We start from the raw sequence: 14,149 nt of genomic DNA, 5'->3' as shown, positions 1-14,149 counted from the left end.
ATGCCCTTCTGAATGCAGATGCGCGTAGATTGATGCGTATGCCTGGTATCGGCCCGATCACGGCTTCAGCGATTGTCGCTACGATTGGCGATGCTAAACAGTTCCGGACCGGTCGCGATCTGGCGGCTTGGCTCGGACTGACCCCACTCAACAAATCCAGCGGTGGCAAGGAACGTCTGGGCAAGATCACGAAGCAAGGTGATCGCTACATTCGCAAGCTGTTGGTCGTAGGTATGACATCGCGTGCTGTGATGGCAAAACGTTCGCCGGAGAAGGTCGATCTGTGGACAGCCAAAATCATTGCCGACAAACCCTTCCGACTGGCAACAGTCGCCATGGCAAACAAGGCAGCCCGGGCCATCTGGGCGATGCTCACGAAAAAACAGGAATACCGACAGCCTGCGTTCTAATCGCGTCGACTGTCCACGAGATGCAAGACGTTGAAGTGATGATGCGGAAATAAGTCAACCAAGAGCAAGGACACTCCGGGAATGGCAGCGACCCTCAGAGGTCGATAACCCGATTGGAACCTCGCTCGCGGAATTCATCAAGGCCAGTGGCGACAATGCCGCCACACAAACAGGCCGGACAGACGAAGGTACTGACAAAATACCCGCAAACATCACCAGAAAACTCTTGCAATGCAGGAGCCACCCACAGAGGACATTCGCTGCGGGTGCAAATACTTGAAAGCTATGAACGTAGATTGCTCAGTTATGTTACTTCATTTTGACGTTGTATCGCCTGCTTCGGTGAAAGTTACTAACCAACAAAGAAGTTCGGAACACAGCAAAAATGACTGCGCACGTCGAAGCTGTTGATATTTTCTCGAGCACGAATGAGCCTAGCCACAAGAAACTGGGCGCTTTCGAACGTGGTTTAATCTCACAAGACCACTCAGAGGATCTGACTCAGGAATTCCTTGGTTCGGGGATCCTGTGCGTTATCAAAGAACGTACTCGGAGGGCCATGTTCGACAATTACCCCCTTGTCGGTGAAATAGATGTGGTCCGCCACTTCCCGGGCGAACCCCATTTCGTGGGTAACAAGAATGCAGGTCATCCCATCGGCAGCCAGATCCTTGATGGTAACAAGAACTTCCTTGACCGTTTCGGGATCAAGTGCGGCGGTAACTTCGTCGAACAACATCACGTCCGGGCTCATCGCCAATGACCGGGCTATGGCCACGCGTTGTTGCTGACCGCCGGACAATTCACCGGGATAGCTGTTTTCCTTACCTTCCAACCGCACTTTTTTCAGCAGCGCACGGGCGCGTTGCTCAACCTCGGCCTTGTCCTGTTTCAGAACTTTGACGGGGGCCATCATCACATTTTCCAACGCCGTCTTGTGCGGGAACAGATTGTATTGCTGAAACACCATTCCGACCTTTTTGCGCAACTCCAGCTTGTCGAGGTTTTCATCATGCACCTCCTGCCCCTCAACAGAAATTGAGCCGCCCTGAATATCGTTCAGCGCGTTGATGCAACGGATCAGGGTCGATTTGCCAGACCCTGAGGGACCGATGATGCAAATCACTTCGCCCTTCATGATGTCCATTGAAATACCCTTGAGCACTTCAAGTGATCCAAAGGCTTTGCGCACATTATGGATGGAAACGATGGGTTGATCGGGTGTCCATGTCATGGTCGGTCCTCCGGTCACAGTTTCAGCGCATATTTGCGCTCGAGCCACACGGTCAGGCGGGCGATGGGATAGCAGTAGGCGAAGAAGATCAGCAGCACGAATCCATAGAACGGCACCAGCAGTTCTGGGCGGTTGTTTTCCGCTTCAATCGCCTGACGGGTCAGGTTCAGCACTTCCTCGACGCCCAGGATTGAGACGATGGGCGTGGCCATGGTTAGGATGGCGTACCAGTTCATCCAAGGCGGGATCATCCGCTTGATACATTGCGGCAGTATGATCTGATACAACGTCTGCCGCCGGGTGAAGGCCAGGCTTTCAGCAGCCTCCCACTGGGCTGAGGGTACAGATCCGATGGCACCCCGCACAATCTCGGAGATGTTTGCCATGACCGGCAGGCTGAGACCGAACACCGCTTTGGTCCAGTCGGGGATTGGGATGCGGTAACCGAACAGCTCGATCTGGAACGGAAAGCTGAGCATGACGATGAACAGCAACACCAGCCAGGGCGAGTTGCGGAAGATCTGAGTAATCCAATAGCTGGCCCCGCGAATGATACGGTTGGGTGAGATTTGCCCAAGACCAAGGAACACACCCAGAATGGTGCCCACGATCATGGTCAACACCGAGATCAGAACGGTGAACAGAAACCCGCGTGTGATCAGGAAAGGTATCCAGCGCCAAAGCGCTTCAAGCGCGCTGGGACGGGCGTCGCCGTTGGTCTGCGCGAAGGCGTAGTAGGGCCACAGCGACAGCACGATGAACAGCAGGAAGGGTGCCCAGGGTGGAATACTTGCCAGCCAATAACTGAAATTCAGCGTTCGGGGGGTATGCTGCGGGCGCGGTGCGGCCAACAAAACCGGCAGATCGGTGGCGGCGCGGGCCGTCAGGCCGGGGATGTGCCGGGTCATGCGCCTGCTCCGTATCCAGGGATGCGCATCGAGCGTTCCCATTTGTTCATGCCCAGCACCAGAACACCCACCAGCGCCAGATAGGCAATGAAAAGCACCAGCATCATCGGGTTTTGGGCCGAGGGGAAATCGTTCCAGATGGTAATCGCCTGGTACAACAGCTCGGGCACCGCGATAACGAAGGCCTGAGTGGTGGTCTTGACCAGATTAACGAGGTTGTTGTTCAGCGCCGGAATCGACACCCGCAGTGCCAGCGGCAGCACCACATAGGCATAAGTCTGCAATCGGGTGAACCCCAGCGCTTCGGCCGCTTCCTGGGTAGAGTCCGGCACTGCCTCGACGCCAGCACGGAAGATCTCGACATTGAAGGCACCGGCGAAGAAGGACAGTGAGATGATCGCCCATCCCACATTCGAGATGATCGGAACCTCAAGCCAGCCATCGGGGCTGTAGGTAGGCGTGAACGCGCCCAAGGCGAAATAGAAGAAGAGCAACTGCACGAATGGTGGCGTGTTGCGGAAGAACTGGATGTAACCCTGCACAACCCCGCGCACGATACGCGAATGCGCGCCTTGCATCGCCGCGCCAACGATTCCGATGATGACACTGAAGATGATACAGACTACCGACAGTTTGATCGTCATCCACAGGCCGCTGACCACCTTATTCCACTGACGCTCTTCATAGAAGAAGATGAAATTCCACGTCGGGTGATCGGCGGCGAGTTGGCGGAAGAATTCCTGAATGGCGTCCAGCATTCCGTCCCCTCCTTGTTATATTGATTTGAGCCTGCGCCCCGATCAGGACGCAGGCCAGCCCTGTTCTATGCAGGTCTTTTATTCTGCCAGCCAGTCCTTGTAGCGTGCATTCTGGTCGGCCAGATATGCAGTGGGCTGGATGCCCCATTTTTCTTCCAGCGCCACCAACGTGCCATCCTTGTGCCAGTTGTACTGCATGCCAGACATGAAGCGGCCAAAGACGCAGTTTTCTTCCGCTTTCGGAACCGCCAACGCCCAGGGGTTGTCATCTTCGGTGGCCATTGGCATGCCGAACCCGTCCCATTCGCCCGAGGCGATATCGGCCATGATCGAGCTGTCGTCATAGACAAAACCGATGCACTTCTTGTCCCGCAGCGCCTGCTTGGCCTCGGCATTGCCCGCAAAGGCGATGATCTGCGCGCCATAGCGTTCTTCGACGATCTGGTTGTAGAACGCGCCCTGTTTGCCGCAGATAGGTTTGTCGCGCAGTTGTTCCCACTCGGTCAGCTCCAGTGCGTCCGGGGCCAGCAGATTGGTGCCCGAAGTGTAGTAGTTCGGGCCAACGATGCCCACGATCTCACGACGGTCAGCGCGGTCTGACATGGTGGCGATCATCAGGTCGATCTTGCCTTGTTCCAGAAACTGCATCCTGTTCGAGGATTGCACCGGCACCAGTTCCAGTTCGACGCCCATGGTGTCGGCCACGTCCTGGGCCATGTCGATCTCCATGCCGACCAGATCACCATTGGTGTCACGGAAACCCCAGGGCTTGTAGTCGGCCTTGACACCGACCACGATCTTGCCGTTCTGCATCACTCGGTTCCAGGTGTCATTGCTGCATTCCGCAGCCGAGACGGCGACGGCGCTGAACGCCGCAACCAGAGCGGTCGTTGCTGCCAGTATGTTTTTCATTGTTTCCTCCACATGTTGGTATCGCTCAGGTCATGATTTGGGCGAAAGTTGCGATCGGGTTGTCCCCGATCCGGGGTGTTACGAATCCGCCGTGCCCGGCATAGGCGGCGGCGGTTTCGAATTTCGCGATCAGGTCAGCATCGCTTTGCGGATTGCCGGGCATGCCGCGCGACAGGCCGCAAAACCTGCTGGCTTGTCGCCCGTCTTTCAGAGTGACTGTCAGCCGTGCGCTTTCGGGAAACAGATCACGCATTTCGTCCGTTGACAGTTCTGCAACGCTTTCTGTGCGCGTTTTGCCCATCAAATCGATTTTGTCGGCACTGCGAACGGCTTCGGGCAGCAGGTCTTCGAACCTGACCCGACCATGCAGCGCGGCACAGGCCACCGCAAAGGGCAGGCTGAACTGCGCCTGCTGCGGCGTTTGCGGATCGGGATAGACAAGACTGATAAAGACCAGTTCGGGCACATCGGCATTGATATCGGCGATCTGATCCGGCGTTGTGCTAAGCTCGGTCATAAGCGCATTCATCGCATCTATGGCGGCGTGCGCGGCCGAACAAACCGGGTTGGTTTTGAACAGCAGCCCCGGATCAACCAGCCGCCATTGCAGTGCCAGTGTGTCCAGCGCGGCCATGTCCGCTGTGCCACCATTGAGCAGTTTCAAATAGCCCCGATCATCTTCGAACACACGCTCGGGCCCGCCCAGACCGGCCTTTGCCACACGGGCAAAGCTGATCGCGCGGCGCGCGGCATCACCCACCAGAAAGGGTTTGCCATCGGTGCCGAACACCGCCTTTCCGCCCCCAGAGGCCGCGGCAGCCAGACCGATGGCCGCAACCATTTGATCCTCGGTGAGATTCAACAGCACGCCCGCTGCTGCGGTGGCACCGGTCAGGCTGAAGGTCACCGTGCTCCACCAACCGTGGAAGTAGTGGCCATGGGTGCAGATATCGGCCAGCACATAGGTAATCTCGGACCCAACGATAAAGGCGCGGCGCAGGGTGTCGGCGTCGGCCTGAACCTCGGCCCCAAGTGCCAGCAACGCGGGCAGGATCACAGCCGAGCCATGCATGATACCAGTGTACGAGGTGTCGTCGATATCCCAGACATGGGCCGCCATGCCGTTGATTGCCGCCGCTGTTTCAGCATCCGTCTGCCCGCCGGTGGCGAGAATCGCCAAGCCGTCATGCTGCGGCATCGCGCCTGCAACGGCCTGCGTCGAGGGATGCGCCCCACCTGCGATGATCGCGCCCATCGTATCCAACATCGCCCGATCAGCGGCATGGATCACCTGCGCCGGGATATCCGGGCAGGCACTGGCAAAGGCGGCAAAACGGCGTGCGATTGATGTGGTCATGCAGCCTCGTCGATGTTCAGACCATGTGGCAAGGCGTTGTCATGCAGCACCTCCCAAACGGTTTCGGCCCAGGTGCCGGGCACCAGAACGTCAAAGTTGTCCGGCCCCGTACATTGGATCAGCACGCCCACATGATGGATCCCGGTCTGCATGAATTCGCCCAGTCCGAAGGCTGAGGGCGTGCAATCCACCGCGCTCAGCTGCATTAGCAGATCGCGGGCTGCGGGTCCGCTGAGGGTGATAGCCGCGCGGGCATGGCCCAGATCCAGCGTCACCAGATCGTCGCTGGTATGGGCAGACAAGTCCCCCGCCCCCTCGATCAGAATCTTATCGGGTGCGATGCGCCACGCGGTGACTTCACCTGACTGCTCGGATCGACGATAGCTGCCGCCATCGGTTAGACCCAGAGCGGCAAGCACAGGTGCGGCAGCGTCGCCAAAGCCCTGCCAGCCCGCGATCTGCCACAGGTTGGCAATCGGGCGGGTGGACAGAGTGACACCCGCATTCCCCGCGGCCCCATAGCGGCCCGGCACTGCTTTGGTGTGCAAGGGCGACAGCATCTCAGCCATTCTGGCGCTCTCCTTCCGGGTCAAAGAAATGATGCGAAACGACCTTGGCCTTCAGGGTCTGATCGCCGACGAAATTGACTATTCGGATGACCTCGCCCTTGCGGTCTTTGCCGTTCTTCAGCAGCCCCATGGCGATGTTCTTGCCCAGAGCCGGGGAATAAGTGGTTGAAGATACCCACCCATCTCCGTGGCCCTTCGCCTCGCCCGCGAGGGAAAACAGCAGCGATCCGGGCTTGGCCCCTGTATCGCCTTCGACCTCCAGCCCGACCAAAGTGGGCCGCGCCGGATCCTCCAGCACTTCCCGCTTGCGTAGAACCGAGCCGACAAAAGGTTTTTTGGACGATGCAAACCCTTCCAGGCCCAAATCCTTCATCGTGGTGCGGCCCTCCAGCTCCGGCCCGGCCACATGACCTTTTTCGATCCGCAAAGCCCCCATGGATTCCGTACCGTAGGGGCGCAGATCAAACTCCGACCCGGCGGCGTAGAGGGTTTCCCAGACATGGCGGCCAAAGCCTGCGGGGATATACAGTTCATAGGCCAGCTCGCCAGAATAGCTCATCCGGTGAATGCGGATATCGACGTCGCCGATGCGCGCGGTGGTCCAGTGGTTGTTGGGCAACGTTTCACGGCTGAGATCGGCGTCTGAGACCTGTGTCAGCAACGCGCGGGCTTTCGACCCGGCCACGGCGATGGCGGCCCATTGGTCGGTGACCGTTGTGACATGCACCCGCAGATCCTTCCATGCGGTTTGCAGAAGGTGTTCGGCAAAGGCCAGTACCTTGGCGGCATTGGCGGTGGTAGTGGACATGAAATAGTCGTGCTCGCCCAGCCGTGCGGTGGCACCGTCATCCATGACAAACCCGTCCTCGCGCAGCATCACGCCATAGCGCAGGCGGCCCACCGCCAGCGTTTTCCAACCGTTGACATAGATGCGGTTGAGAAACTCGGCAGCATCCGGTCCCTGCACTGCGATCTTGCCCAAAGTCGAGACATCGACCATTCCCACATGTTCGCGCACATGGGTCGCTTCGCGAATATACGCGGCGGTCAGGTCTTCGGTGCCTTGCGGGTAGTACCATGGGCGTATCCAGGCCCCGGCCTCGGTCATTTTTGCCCCGTTCTCCACATGCCAATGGTGGATCGGTGACAGCCGTGTAGGGCGGAAATGGCGGCCATGCTCGTGCCCGACAATCGCGCCCACCGAAATCGGCGTAAAGGGGGGGCGGAATGTGGTGGTGCCGACCTCGGGGATATCCTTGCCGCGCAGTTCGGCCATACGGCTGAGCGCGTTGACATTGGCCAGCTTGCCCTGATCGGTCGCCATGCCCAGCGTGGTATAGCGTTTCAGATGCTCGACCGAGACATAGCCTTCCAGATGCGCCTGATCGATATCGCTGATCTTCACATCGTGCTGAAAATCAACAAACGCCTTGCCTTGTGTTTTGCCTTGCGGCGTCAGTACGGCCCATGCGGGGTGCAGCCCCTGCTGCCAGAAGGGCCCAGTCGCGAAAGCATCCGGAATGATCCCCACACTGTCCGGGTGACCAACTGCCGTTGCCGCCTCAGCCCCGCGTGCAAACCCTTGCGCGATCACATCCGCCAGCGATTCCGCCGCCGCAGCCGTGCCCGCGCCTTGCAGGGTCTGACCCTCTTGTGCGTCAGGCACAAAACAGGCGCTGTCTTCCTGATAAACGGGCTTTCCATAACGTTGCGACCACAGATGCACGACGGGGGTCCAGCCGCCCGAAACCGCAATCAGATCCGCCTCGAATTTTTGCGGCGACCCCTGCGCACGACCCGTTACATCGACCGGCACCAGCATCGCATAAGTAACTTTCTTACCGCCCCGCGCCTGGATTACGCCATGGGCGGGCATCACGGTCACGTCTGCCTGCTGGGCAAGCTTCACGACCTCTTCACTCGGGTCAGGACGCATATCTGCCAGCAGCACCTGCGCGCCCGCGCGAGCAAGATCGGTGGCCACTTGATAAGCGCTGTCATTGTTGGTGGCGACGACGACATTCTCGGCCGCCAACACCGCATACCGGTTCAGATAGGTTCGGGTAGCGCCAGCCAGCATGACGCCGGGGAGGTCATTTCCTCCAAAAACCAGCGGACGTTCGATGGCACCGGTCGCCATCACGGCGCGCTTGGCATGGACCAGCCAATAGCGTTGCCTCACCTGATGGTTCTCGGGTGCTTTGATGTGGTCCGAGACCCGCTCTATCAGCCCATAAGCATCACCGTCGTAGGCGCCAAACGCAGTTGTGCGAGTCAGAATGCGAACATTGTTCAGCGCCTCCAACTCGGATAGTGCGCTGGCAACCCAGCTGTCACCGTCGCTGCTCACGGGATCGGACAGCACCGCTCCGCCAAGGTCTACATCCTGCTCGACCAGCATAACCTGTGCGCCCGCACGACCTGCAGCCAAGGCAGCAGACAAACCCGCCACCCCACCGCCGATCACCAGTACATCGCAAAACGCATTGCACTTTTCGTAATGATCGGGATCGTCCAGATAGGTCGCCCGCCCCATCCCCGCCGCCTTGCGGATGAAGGTTTCGCACGTCATCCAGAACTTGGTCGAATGTTTGAATGGGCCGATGAAGGTCTTGTAATAAAATCCCGCGCTGAAAAACGGGCTGAGCCAATTGTTCACTGCACCGATGTCGAAACCCAGGCTGGGCCATGCGTTCTGACTGGTCGCGGTCAAACCGTCAAACGCCTCGGTCACGGTGGCGCGTGCGTTGGGTTCGTGCCGATTGCCGTCGCGAAGATGGACAATCGCGCCGGGCTCTTCGACACCGGCAGAGTAAATACCGCGTGGACGGTGGTATTTGAAGCTGCGCCCGACCAGCGAAACTCCCCCTGCCAGCATGGCTGAGCTTAGGGTATCGCCCTGAAACGCCGGAAGATCCTGGCTGTCAAAGCGCACTTTCAGAGGCGCGGTCCGGTCAATCCGACCGCCGGTAGGCAAACGCTTCATGCCTCGACCCCCCGCGCCAGTTGGCAGGAGCCTATCTCATGGGTCAGGGTGTTGCGTTCCAACACCAGCCACTGTCGGCAACCCTGTGCATGATGCCAGTATTCCCTATGCCAGCCGCGTGGGTTTTCCCGATTGAACACGTAGTCCACCCATGGCTGCGTATCCTCTTCACCCATTTCAGGGCGCTGGACATTAGCGTCCGCCCCATAGGTGAACTCGGTTTCGTTGCGAAGCCCGCAGACCGGGCAATTGATCCTGATCATGCTGTCACCTCAGTGCGCGTTGGGTTGCGGGCCCATGCCCTTTTCATCGATCTGATATCCGCGGTTAAACCGGTCGAGCCTGAACTCGGCGTTATCCTCGTGCGGTTCGTCCTTTACGATCGTGTGGGCAAAGCACCATCCGGAGGCAGGCGTTGCCTTGAACCCACCGTAACACCAGCCGCCGTTCAGATAGAGGCCCTCAACCGGGGTCTTGGTGATGAAGGGGGAACCATCCATCGACATGTCCATCACGCCCGCCCAGTGGCGCAGCAGCTTCAGGCGAGATACACTTGGCATCAGGGCTTTTGCGCTGGCGAGCGTATGTTCGACAATCGGCAACCCGCCCCGTTGCGCGTAGGAGTTGTACATGTCCAGATCGCCGCCAAGCACCAGACCACCCTTGTCAGATTGGCTGATGTAGAAATGCGCGGCACCAAAGCTGATAACGGTATCAACCAGCGGCTTGTACGGCTCTGTCACGAAAGCCTGTAGGCTGTGGGTTTCAATCGGCAGGCGCAGTCCGGCCATCTTTGCCAGATGCCCGGAATGACCCGCTACACATAACGCGACTTTCTTGGCGCGAATGTCACCGCGATTGGTTTGGACACCAGTGATCCGTCCCCGGTCCCACAGGTAGCCAGTGACCTCGCGCTGTTGCAGGATATCAACGCCGTGACTGTCAGCGCCGCGCGCAAAGCCCCAGGCCACTGCATCATGGCGCGCCGTTCCGGCTCGGCTTTGGAAAATGGCTCCGTGGATGGGGAATCGCGCCTTTTCCGAGTAATCCAGATAAGGCAGGCGCCGACGGACCTCGGCGCGGTCAAACAGCTCTGCGTCGATCCCGTTTGCACGCATGATATTCCCGCGCCGACGCGCAGCATCCATTTGCCCGGGCGAATGACAAAGGTTGTATTGGCCGCGCTGCGAGATCATTACGTTGTAGTTCAGATCCTGGCTGAGATTCTCCCACAGCTTCATAGATCGCTCGTAGAACATCGTGTTTCCCGGCATCATGTAATTCGACCGAACGATGGTTGTGTTGCGACCGGTGTTGCCACCGCCCAGCCATCCCTTTTCAACCACAGCCACATTGGTGATGCCGTGTTCCTTTGCCAGGTAATACGCAGTGGCCAGACCGTGCCCGCCACCGCCGACGATCACCACGTCATATTCGGTTTTCGGCTCTGGATCGCGCCAGGCGCGCGCCCAGTTTTTGTTGCCGTTGAGCGCGTGGCGAAACACGGACAAGGCTGAATACTTGGTCATCTCGGGTCACTCTTGTTCTGAGTCGCCTGAGTTATTGCTACAAATGCTGCATTTTCCAACTAAAAAATATCATTTGAGCTAATTTAATCTTGCTTTTCCCACAAATATACCATTTGATACTTATTTGTATCGGAAGAGGCTGAAATGAACACCCTGCAATCCCTCAGAAGCGCATTGCCGGAGCTCCCTAAAAAGCTGGCTCTGGCGGCAAGATATGCTCTTGAGCACCCCGATCAGATGGCGCTGAATTCGATGCGTCGTACGGCCACCGAGGTTGGTGTGACGTCAACCACCATGTTGCGGCTGGCGCGGTTTCTTGGCTTCGACAGTTACGATGATTTTCGCGCCAGCTTTCAGGCCGACTTGGTACGCGGTGTGTTTGGGGCACGAGCCGGTGCATTACACGAGGGGCAGGATGACAGCGCCCCTGACACTTTGGCCGAAAAAATCCTTGTTGCAGCGGAAAACAACATCAGAACCGCCCGTTCGATGCTCGATCAAGACCACGTTGATCAGGTCGCCAATCTGATGCGTGCGGCCCCCGACGTGTATCTGATCGGGTCGGGTTCTCTCTTCTGGTTGGCTTCAATGATGAAAAACACCGGCAATATGGTATTGCCAAACCTTCGTCTGGTTGGGGCGGAATATTCGGTCGCAGCCGAAGCGTTGGGCACGCTCAGCTCAGACGACGTGGTCATCGGCTTCGGCATGAACCCCACAGCATTGCGGACCGTCGAAGCCATGCAATTTGCGCGTCGTCGTAACGCGCATACTGTTGCAATCACGGACCGGGCAGATTCATATATTGCCGCAACAGCAGATTTCGTCTTCTACAGCAATACATCGACCCCGCACTACTACCCATCCGCAACACCCCTGATGGCTATTGTGGAAGTCATTCTGGCAACTGTTGTCGCCAGAGGAGACGGTCGAGAACTTGCCAGAATCAAGGAATTCGAGACCACGCGTGACAACAGTGATCGATACATCGAATACTGATCGCGCGACAACGCTGGGAACCGAAAGCAACCGACCCAGTTGTTGCAGGATCGGTAAGGCAGTTTCGATACCGCGTTACTTAAAGTCAGCCCCTGTAGCGGTCTTCAACGCGTCTATGATGTCGCCTCGGGTCATCAGGCCAAGGTCTGCAATCACGTCTACAAAGAGTTGCCCGTTGGCCTCGGCTTCTTTGACGATCTGCGAGACCTTGGCATATCCCAGTCTGGGTACAAAAACAGTCGCGAGCGCTGAGGATCCCAAAAGGTTTTCCAACGCTTGTTCTTCGTTTGCCTTGATGCCAGCGATGCAGTTTTCGGCGAATATCCGGCTGCCGCGCGACAAAAGATCCATCGTATCGAACAGCCGGGACGCGATCACGGGTTCAAAGTGATTGATCTCCAACTGCCCGCCCAAAGACGCCAGAGAGACCGCGGCATCGTTCCCGACAACCGCATAGGCCACTTGCTGCATCATCATCGGCAGGACCGGGTTCACCTTTCCCGGCATGATTGATGAGCCCGGCTGAACAGCAGGCAGGCGGATTTCTCCGATCCCGGATTTGGTCCCGGAAGACAGGATTATTAGGTCCAGACTGATCTTGCCGATAACCTCAGCGGCAATGCGGAATTCGGACGAAACCCGGGCGAACGTGTCCGAATTCTGCATCCCGTCAAACATGTCTTCAGCAGGTTTGAACGCGACTCCAACATCCTCCGACAAGTGACGGTATACAGCTTCTTTGTATCCCGGTTTTGATCCCAGGCCTGTTCCGATCGCGGTGCCACCCAGTGGCAGAGTGGTCAGGTCTTTGACCACTTCGGCTGATTTTGTCTGCGCGCGATACATCGCGGCAGCATAGCCGCCGAATTCTTGCCCAAGCGTCATAGGTTGTGCAGCCTGCATGCAGGTACGGCCGATTTTCAGCACGTGAGCAAGATCGTCAGATTTCGCCTTGAGAGCGTCTGCCAGCAGACCCAAGGAGGCAATCAAAGCAGTGGATTTTTCCAAAACCGCTAGCTTGACCGCTGATGGAACGACGTCATTGGTCGACTGACCGTTGTTAACGTGATCATTTGGATTGAGATGTCGATAGTCCCCGGCCTGATGGCCCATGATCTGCAACGCTCGGTTGGCAATAACCTCATTCGCATTCATGTTGATGGACGTCCCACCAGATCCTTCCAACAGATTCACCACGAACTGTTCATGGTGCTTCCCGGCGATGATTTCTTGACATGCTGCAACGATCGCAGCGCTCTGATCCGGGTCTATTGCACGGATTTCCCCGTTTGCCTTGGCTGCGGCCATTTTGATGAAAGCCAGCGCACGAACAAAGGCGGGCTCACCTCCGACCTTGAGTGGCGAAATGTCAAAATTCTCGACCCCGCGTAACGTGTTTACCCCAAAAAGAGCGTCATCCGGCAGTTCACGCTGACCGATACTATCCGTTTCAAAACGCGACATCAGCTTACCTTTTCAAATGTGAGGTTCTCATAGTCCTTGCGAACACCCGGCAAAGACAGAACGCGGTTGTGGAACACGATGTAGACCCCTGCTGATAACATCCGCAGTGCCAACAGGGCTTCGGTGACATTCTGTGCCGCATCAGATCCCTTGATGCTGTGAGGGATCATTGCACCCGTAAAAACCACTGGAACATCGAGTTGCTCAATGGAGCTGCAGAGCTCTTCCGCAGTATCCGGAAGCGTGTCTGTTCCATGCGTCACCAGAACCGCATCGAAACCTCTAACTGACTGGTCGATCTGATCGACTATTATTTTGCGCTCTTCATCACCGATTTCCAGCGAGTCACGGTGCATCAAATCAATGAACGTCAGGTCCAGATCGTCTGTGCGCAATTCGCCGATCAGGTCTTCGACCTTTGTTTCATGGTTGTATAGCCGCGCTTCAACCGGATCATAACTTTTGGCGATTGTTCCTCCGGTCATGATTACGGCTACAGTTATTTTGTTGGCTCGGGGTGTTTCGAGCCATCCATTCGAATTTTCCATTTTGAATCCTTGCCTATTCTGGTCGGACAACCAGTACAGAACATTTTGCGTGGCGAACGATCTTGGCGGCGTTCGGCCCCAAGAGGTAATCGCCAAGATCAGGGATATGCGACATCACCACGATTAGGTTTGCTGCGATGTCCTCGGCGGTTTGCAGAATTTCTGAATAGACCGAGCCCGACCGCACGATATGGCGGATGTCACCCAGATCATCAGCGTCTACAATTTCTTCAAGCCGCTCTCGGGCCAAAGCGAGGGCTTTTTCCTTCCATTCGGCGGGCACGAATGAAGTGAGCGGGGCAGCTTGCGCAGCCTGTGCGATGACGGTTCCCAGTTCCGGCACGACAGTGACCACCGACAGATCGACTTCGTTGCCCGTTATATGCTGCCGCAACTGCGGTAACACGTTTATCCAGGATCGCGGCTCTTCCACATCCACGGGAACAAGTACGCGTAGCTTCATGAGAGATTCCTC

At 57.4% G+C, this 14,149-nt stretch carries 14 protein-coding genes; 2 read left to right on the top strand and 12 right to left on the bottom strand.

What is annotated here, in order from left to right:
• Positions 1 to 410 (top strand): transposase (locus MHN28_RS23095; protein ID WP_239345198.1); only part of this gene is annotated, 410 nt, incomplete at its 5' end.
• 487 nt (positions 411 to 897) lie between these two features.
• On the opposite strand, the gene MHN28_RS23090 is transcribed toward MHN28_RS23095, so the two are convergent.
• The 9 genes from MHN28_RS23090 to MHN28_RS23050 form a co-directional block, all read right to left on the bottom strand.
• Positions 898 to 1,644 carry an amino acid ABC transporter ATP-binding protein gene (locus MHN28_RS23090; RefSeq protein WP_255733608.1) on the bottom strand — a complete coding sequence of 249 codons (747 nt, stop codon included), beginning with the start codon at positions 1,642 to 1,644 and terminating at the stop codon, positions 898 to 900.
• A gap of 14 nt (positions 1,645 to 1,658) precedes the next feature.
• Positions 1,659 to 2,552, bottom strand: coding sequence for an amino acid ABC transporter permease (locus MHN28_RS23085; RefSeq protein WP_239345197.1), 894 nt, complete (start codon positions 2,550 to 2,552; stop codon positions 1,659 to 1,661).
• The gene (locus MHN28_RS23080) at positions 2,549 to 3,310 is read right to left on the bottom strand and encodes an amino acid ABC transporter permease (RefSeq protein ID WP_239345196.1); all 762 of its coding nucleotides are present in this window, start codon (positions 3,308 to 3,310) and stop codon (positions 2,549 to 2,551) included. The genes MHN28_RS23085 and MHN28_RS23080 overlap by 4 nt, the downstream gene beginning before the upstream one ends.
• A 78-nt stretch (positions 3,311 to 3,388) precedes the next feature.
• Positions 3,389 to 4,222, bottom strand: coding sequence for a transporter substrate-binding domain-containing protein (locus tag MHN28_RS23075; protein ID WP_239345195.1), 834 nt, complete (start codon positions 4,220 to 4,222; stop codon positions 3,389 to 3,391).
• A gap of 25 nt (positions 4,223 to 4,247) precedes the next feature.
• Positions 4,248 to 5,579 (bottom strand): MmgE/PrpD family protein, encoded by a 1,332-nt coding sequence (locus MHN28_RS23070; RefSeq protein WP_239345194.1) that lies wholly within the window; start codon positions 5,577 to 5,579, stop codon positions 4,248 to 4,250.
• Complete coding sequence (locus MHN28_RS23065; RefSeq protein WP_239345193.1) at positions 5,576 to 6,148, bottom strand: sarcosine oxidase subunit gamma; 573 nt, start codon at positions 6,146 to 6,148, stop codon at positions 5,576 to 5,578. Before MHN28_RS23065 ends, MHN28_RS23070 begins: the two co-directional genes overlap by 4 nt.
• Positions 6,141 to 9,134: a sarcosine oxidase subunit alpha family protein gene (locus tag MHN28_RS23060; protein WP_239345192.1), complete on the bottom strand. Its 2,994-nt coding sequence runs from the start codon at positions 9,132 to 9,134 to the stop codon at positions 6,141 to 6,143. Before MHN28_RS23060 ends, MHN28_RS23065 begins: the two co-directional genes overlap by 8 nt.
• Positions 9,131 to 9,397 (bottom strand): sarcosine oxidase subunit delta, encoded by a 267-nt coding sequence (locus tag MHN28_RS23055; RefSeq protein WP_239345191.1) that lies wholly within the window; start codon positions 9,395 to 9,397, stop codon positions 9,131 to 9,133. Before MHN28_RS23055 ends, MHN28_RS23060 begins: the two co-directional genes overlap by 4 nt.
• Positions 9,398 to 9,406: 9 nt before the next feature.
• A complete protein-coding gene (locus MHN28_RS23050) occupies positions 9,407 to 10,663 on the bottom strand; it encodes a sarcosine oxidase subunit beta family protein (protein WP_239345190.1) in 1,257 nt (418 codons plus the stop codon).
• 144 nt (positions 10,664 to 10,807) lie between these two features.
• Between MHN28_RS23050 and MHN28_RS23045 the strand changes: the two genes are divergently transcribed.
• Positions 10,808 to 11,662, top strand: a complete 855-nt coding sequence (locus MHN28_RS23045) for a MurR/RpiR family transcriptional regulator (RefSeq protein WP_239345189.1) — start codon at positions 10,808 to 10,810, stop codon at positions 11,660 to 11,662.
• Positions 11,663 to 11,737: 75 nt separating this feature from the next.
• Here the strand turns inward: MHN28_RS23045 and MHN28_RS23040 are convergent, their stop codons facing one another.
• The 3 genes from MHN28_RS23040 to MHN28_RS23030 are packed head-to-tail and all read right to left on the bottom strand — an operon-like array spanning position 11,738 to position 14,137.
• A complete protein-coding gene (locus MHN28_RS23040) occupies positions 11,738 to 13,126 on the bottom strand; it encodes an aspartate ammonia-lyase (protein WP_239345188.1) in 1,389 nt (462 codons plus the stop codon).
• Positions 13,126 to 13,674 carry an asparaginase gene (locus tag MHN28_RS23035; RefSeq protein WP_239345187.1) on the bottom strand — a complete coding sequence of 183 codons (549 nt, stop codon included), beginning with the start codon at positions 13,672 to 13,674 and terminating at the stop codon, positions 13,126 to 13,128. The genes MHN28_RS23040 and MHN28_RS23035 overlap by 1 nt, the downstream gene beginning before the upstream one ends.
• A gap of 13 nt (positions 13,675 to 13,687) precedes the next feature.
• Positions 13,688 to 14,137: a universal stress protein gene (locus MHN28_RS23030; protein WP_239345186.1), complete on the bottom strand. Its 450-nt coding sequence runs from the start codon at positions 14,135 to 14,137 to the stop codon at positions 13,688 to 13,690.
• Positions 14,138 to 14,149: the final 12 nt, after the last annotated feature.

Origin of the sequence: Ruegeria sp. Ofav3-42 (genome assembly GCF_022347725.1) — a bacterium.
GTDB lineage: Bacteria > Pseudomonadota > Alphaproteobacteria > Rhodobacterales > Rhodobacteraceae > Ruegeria.
Note: the sequence above shows the minus strand (reverse complement) of the source record. Positions and strands in the feature narration are given on the sequence as shown.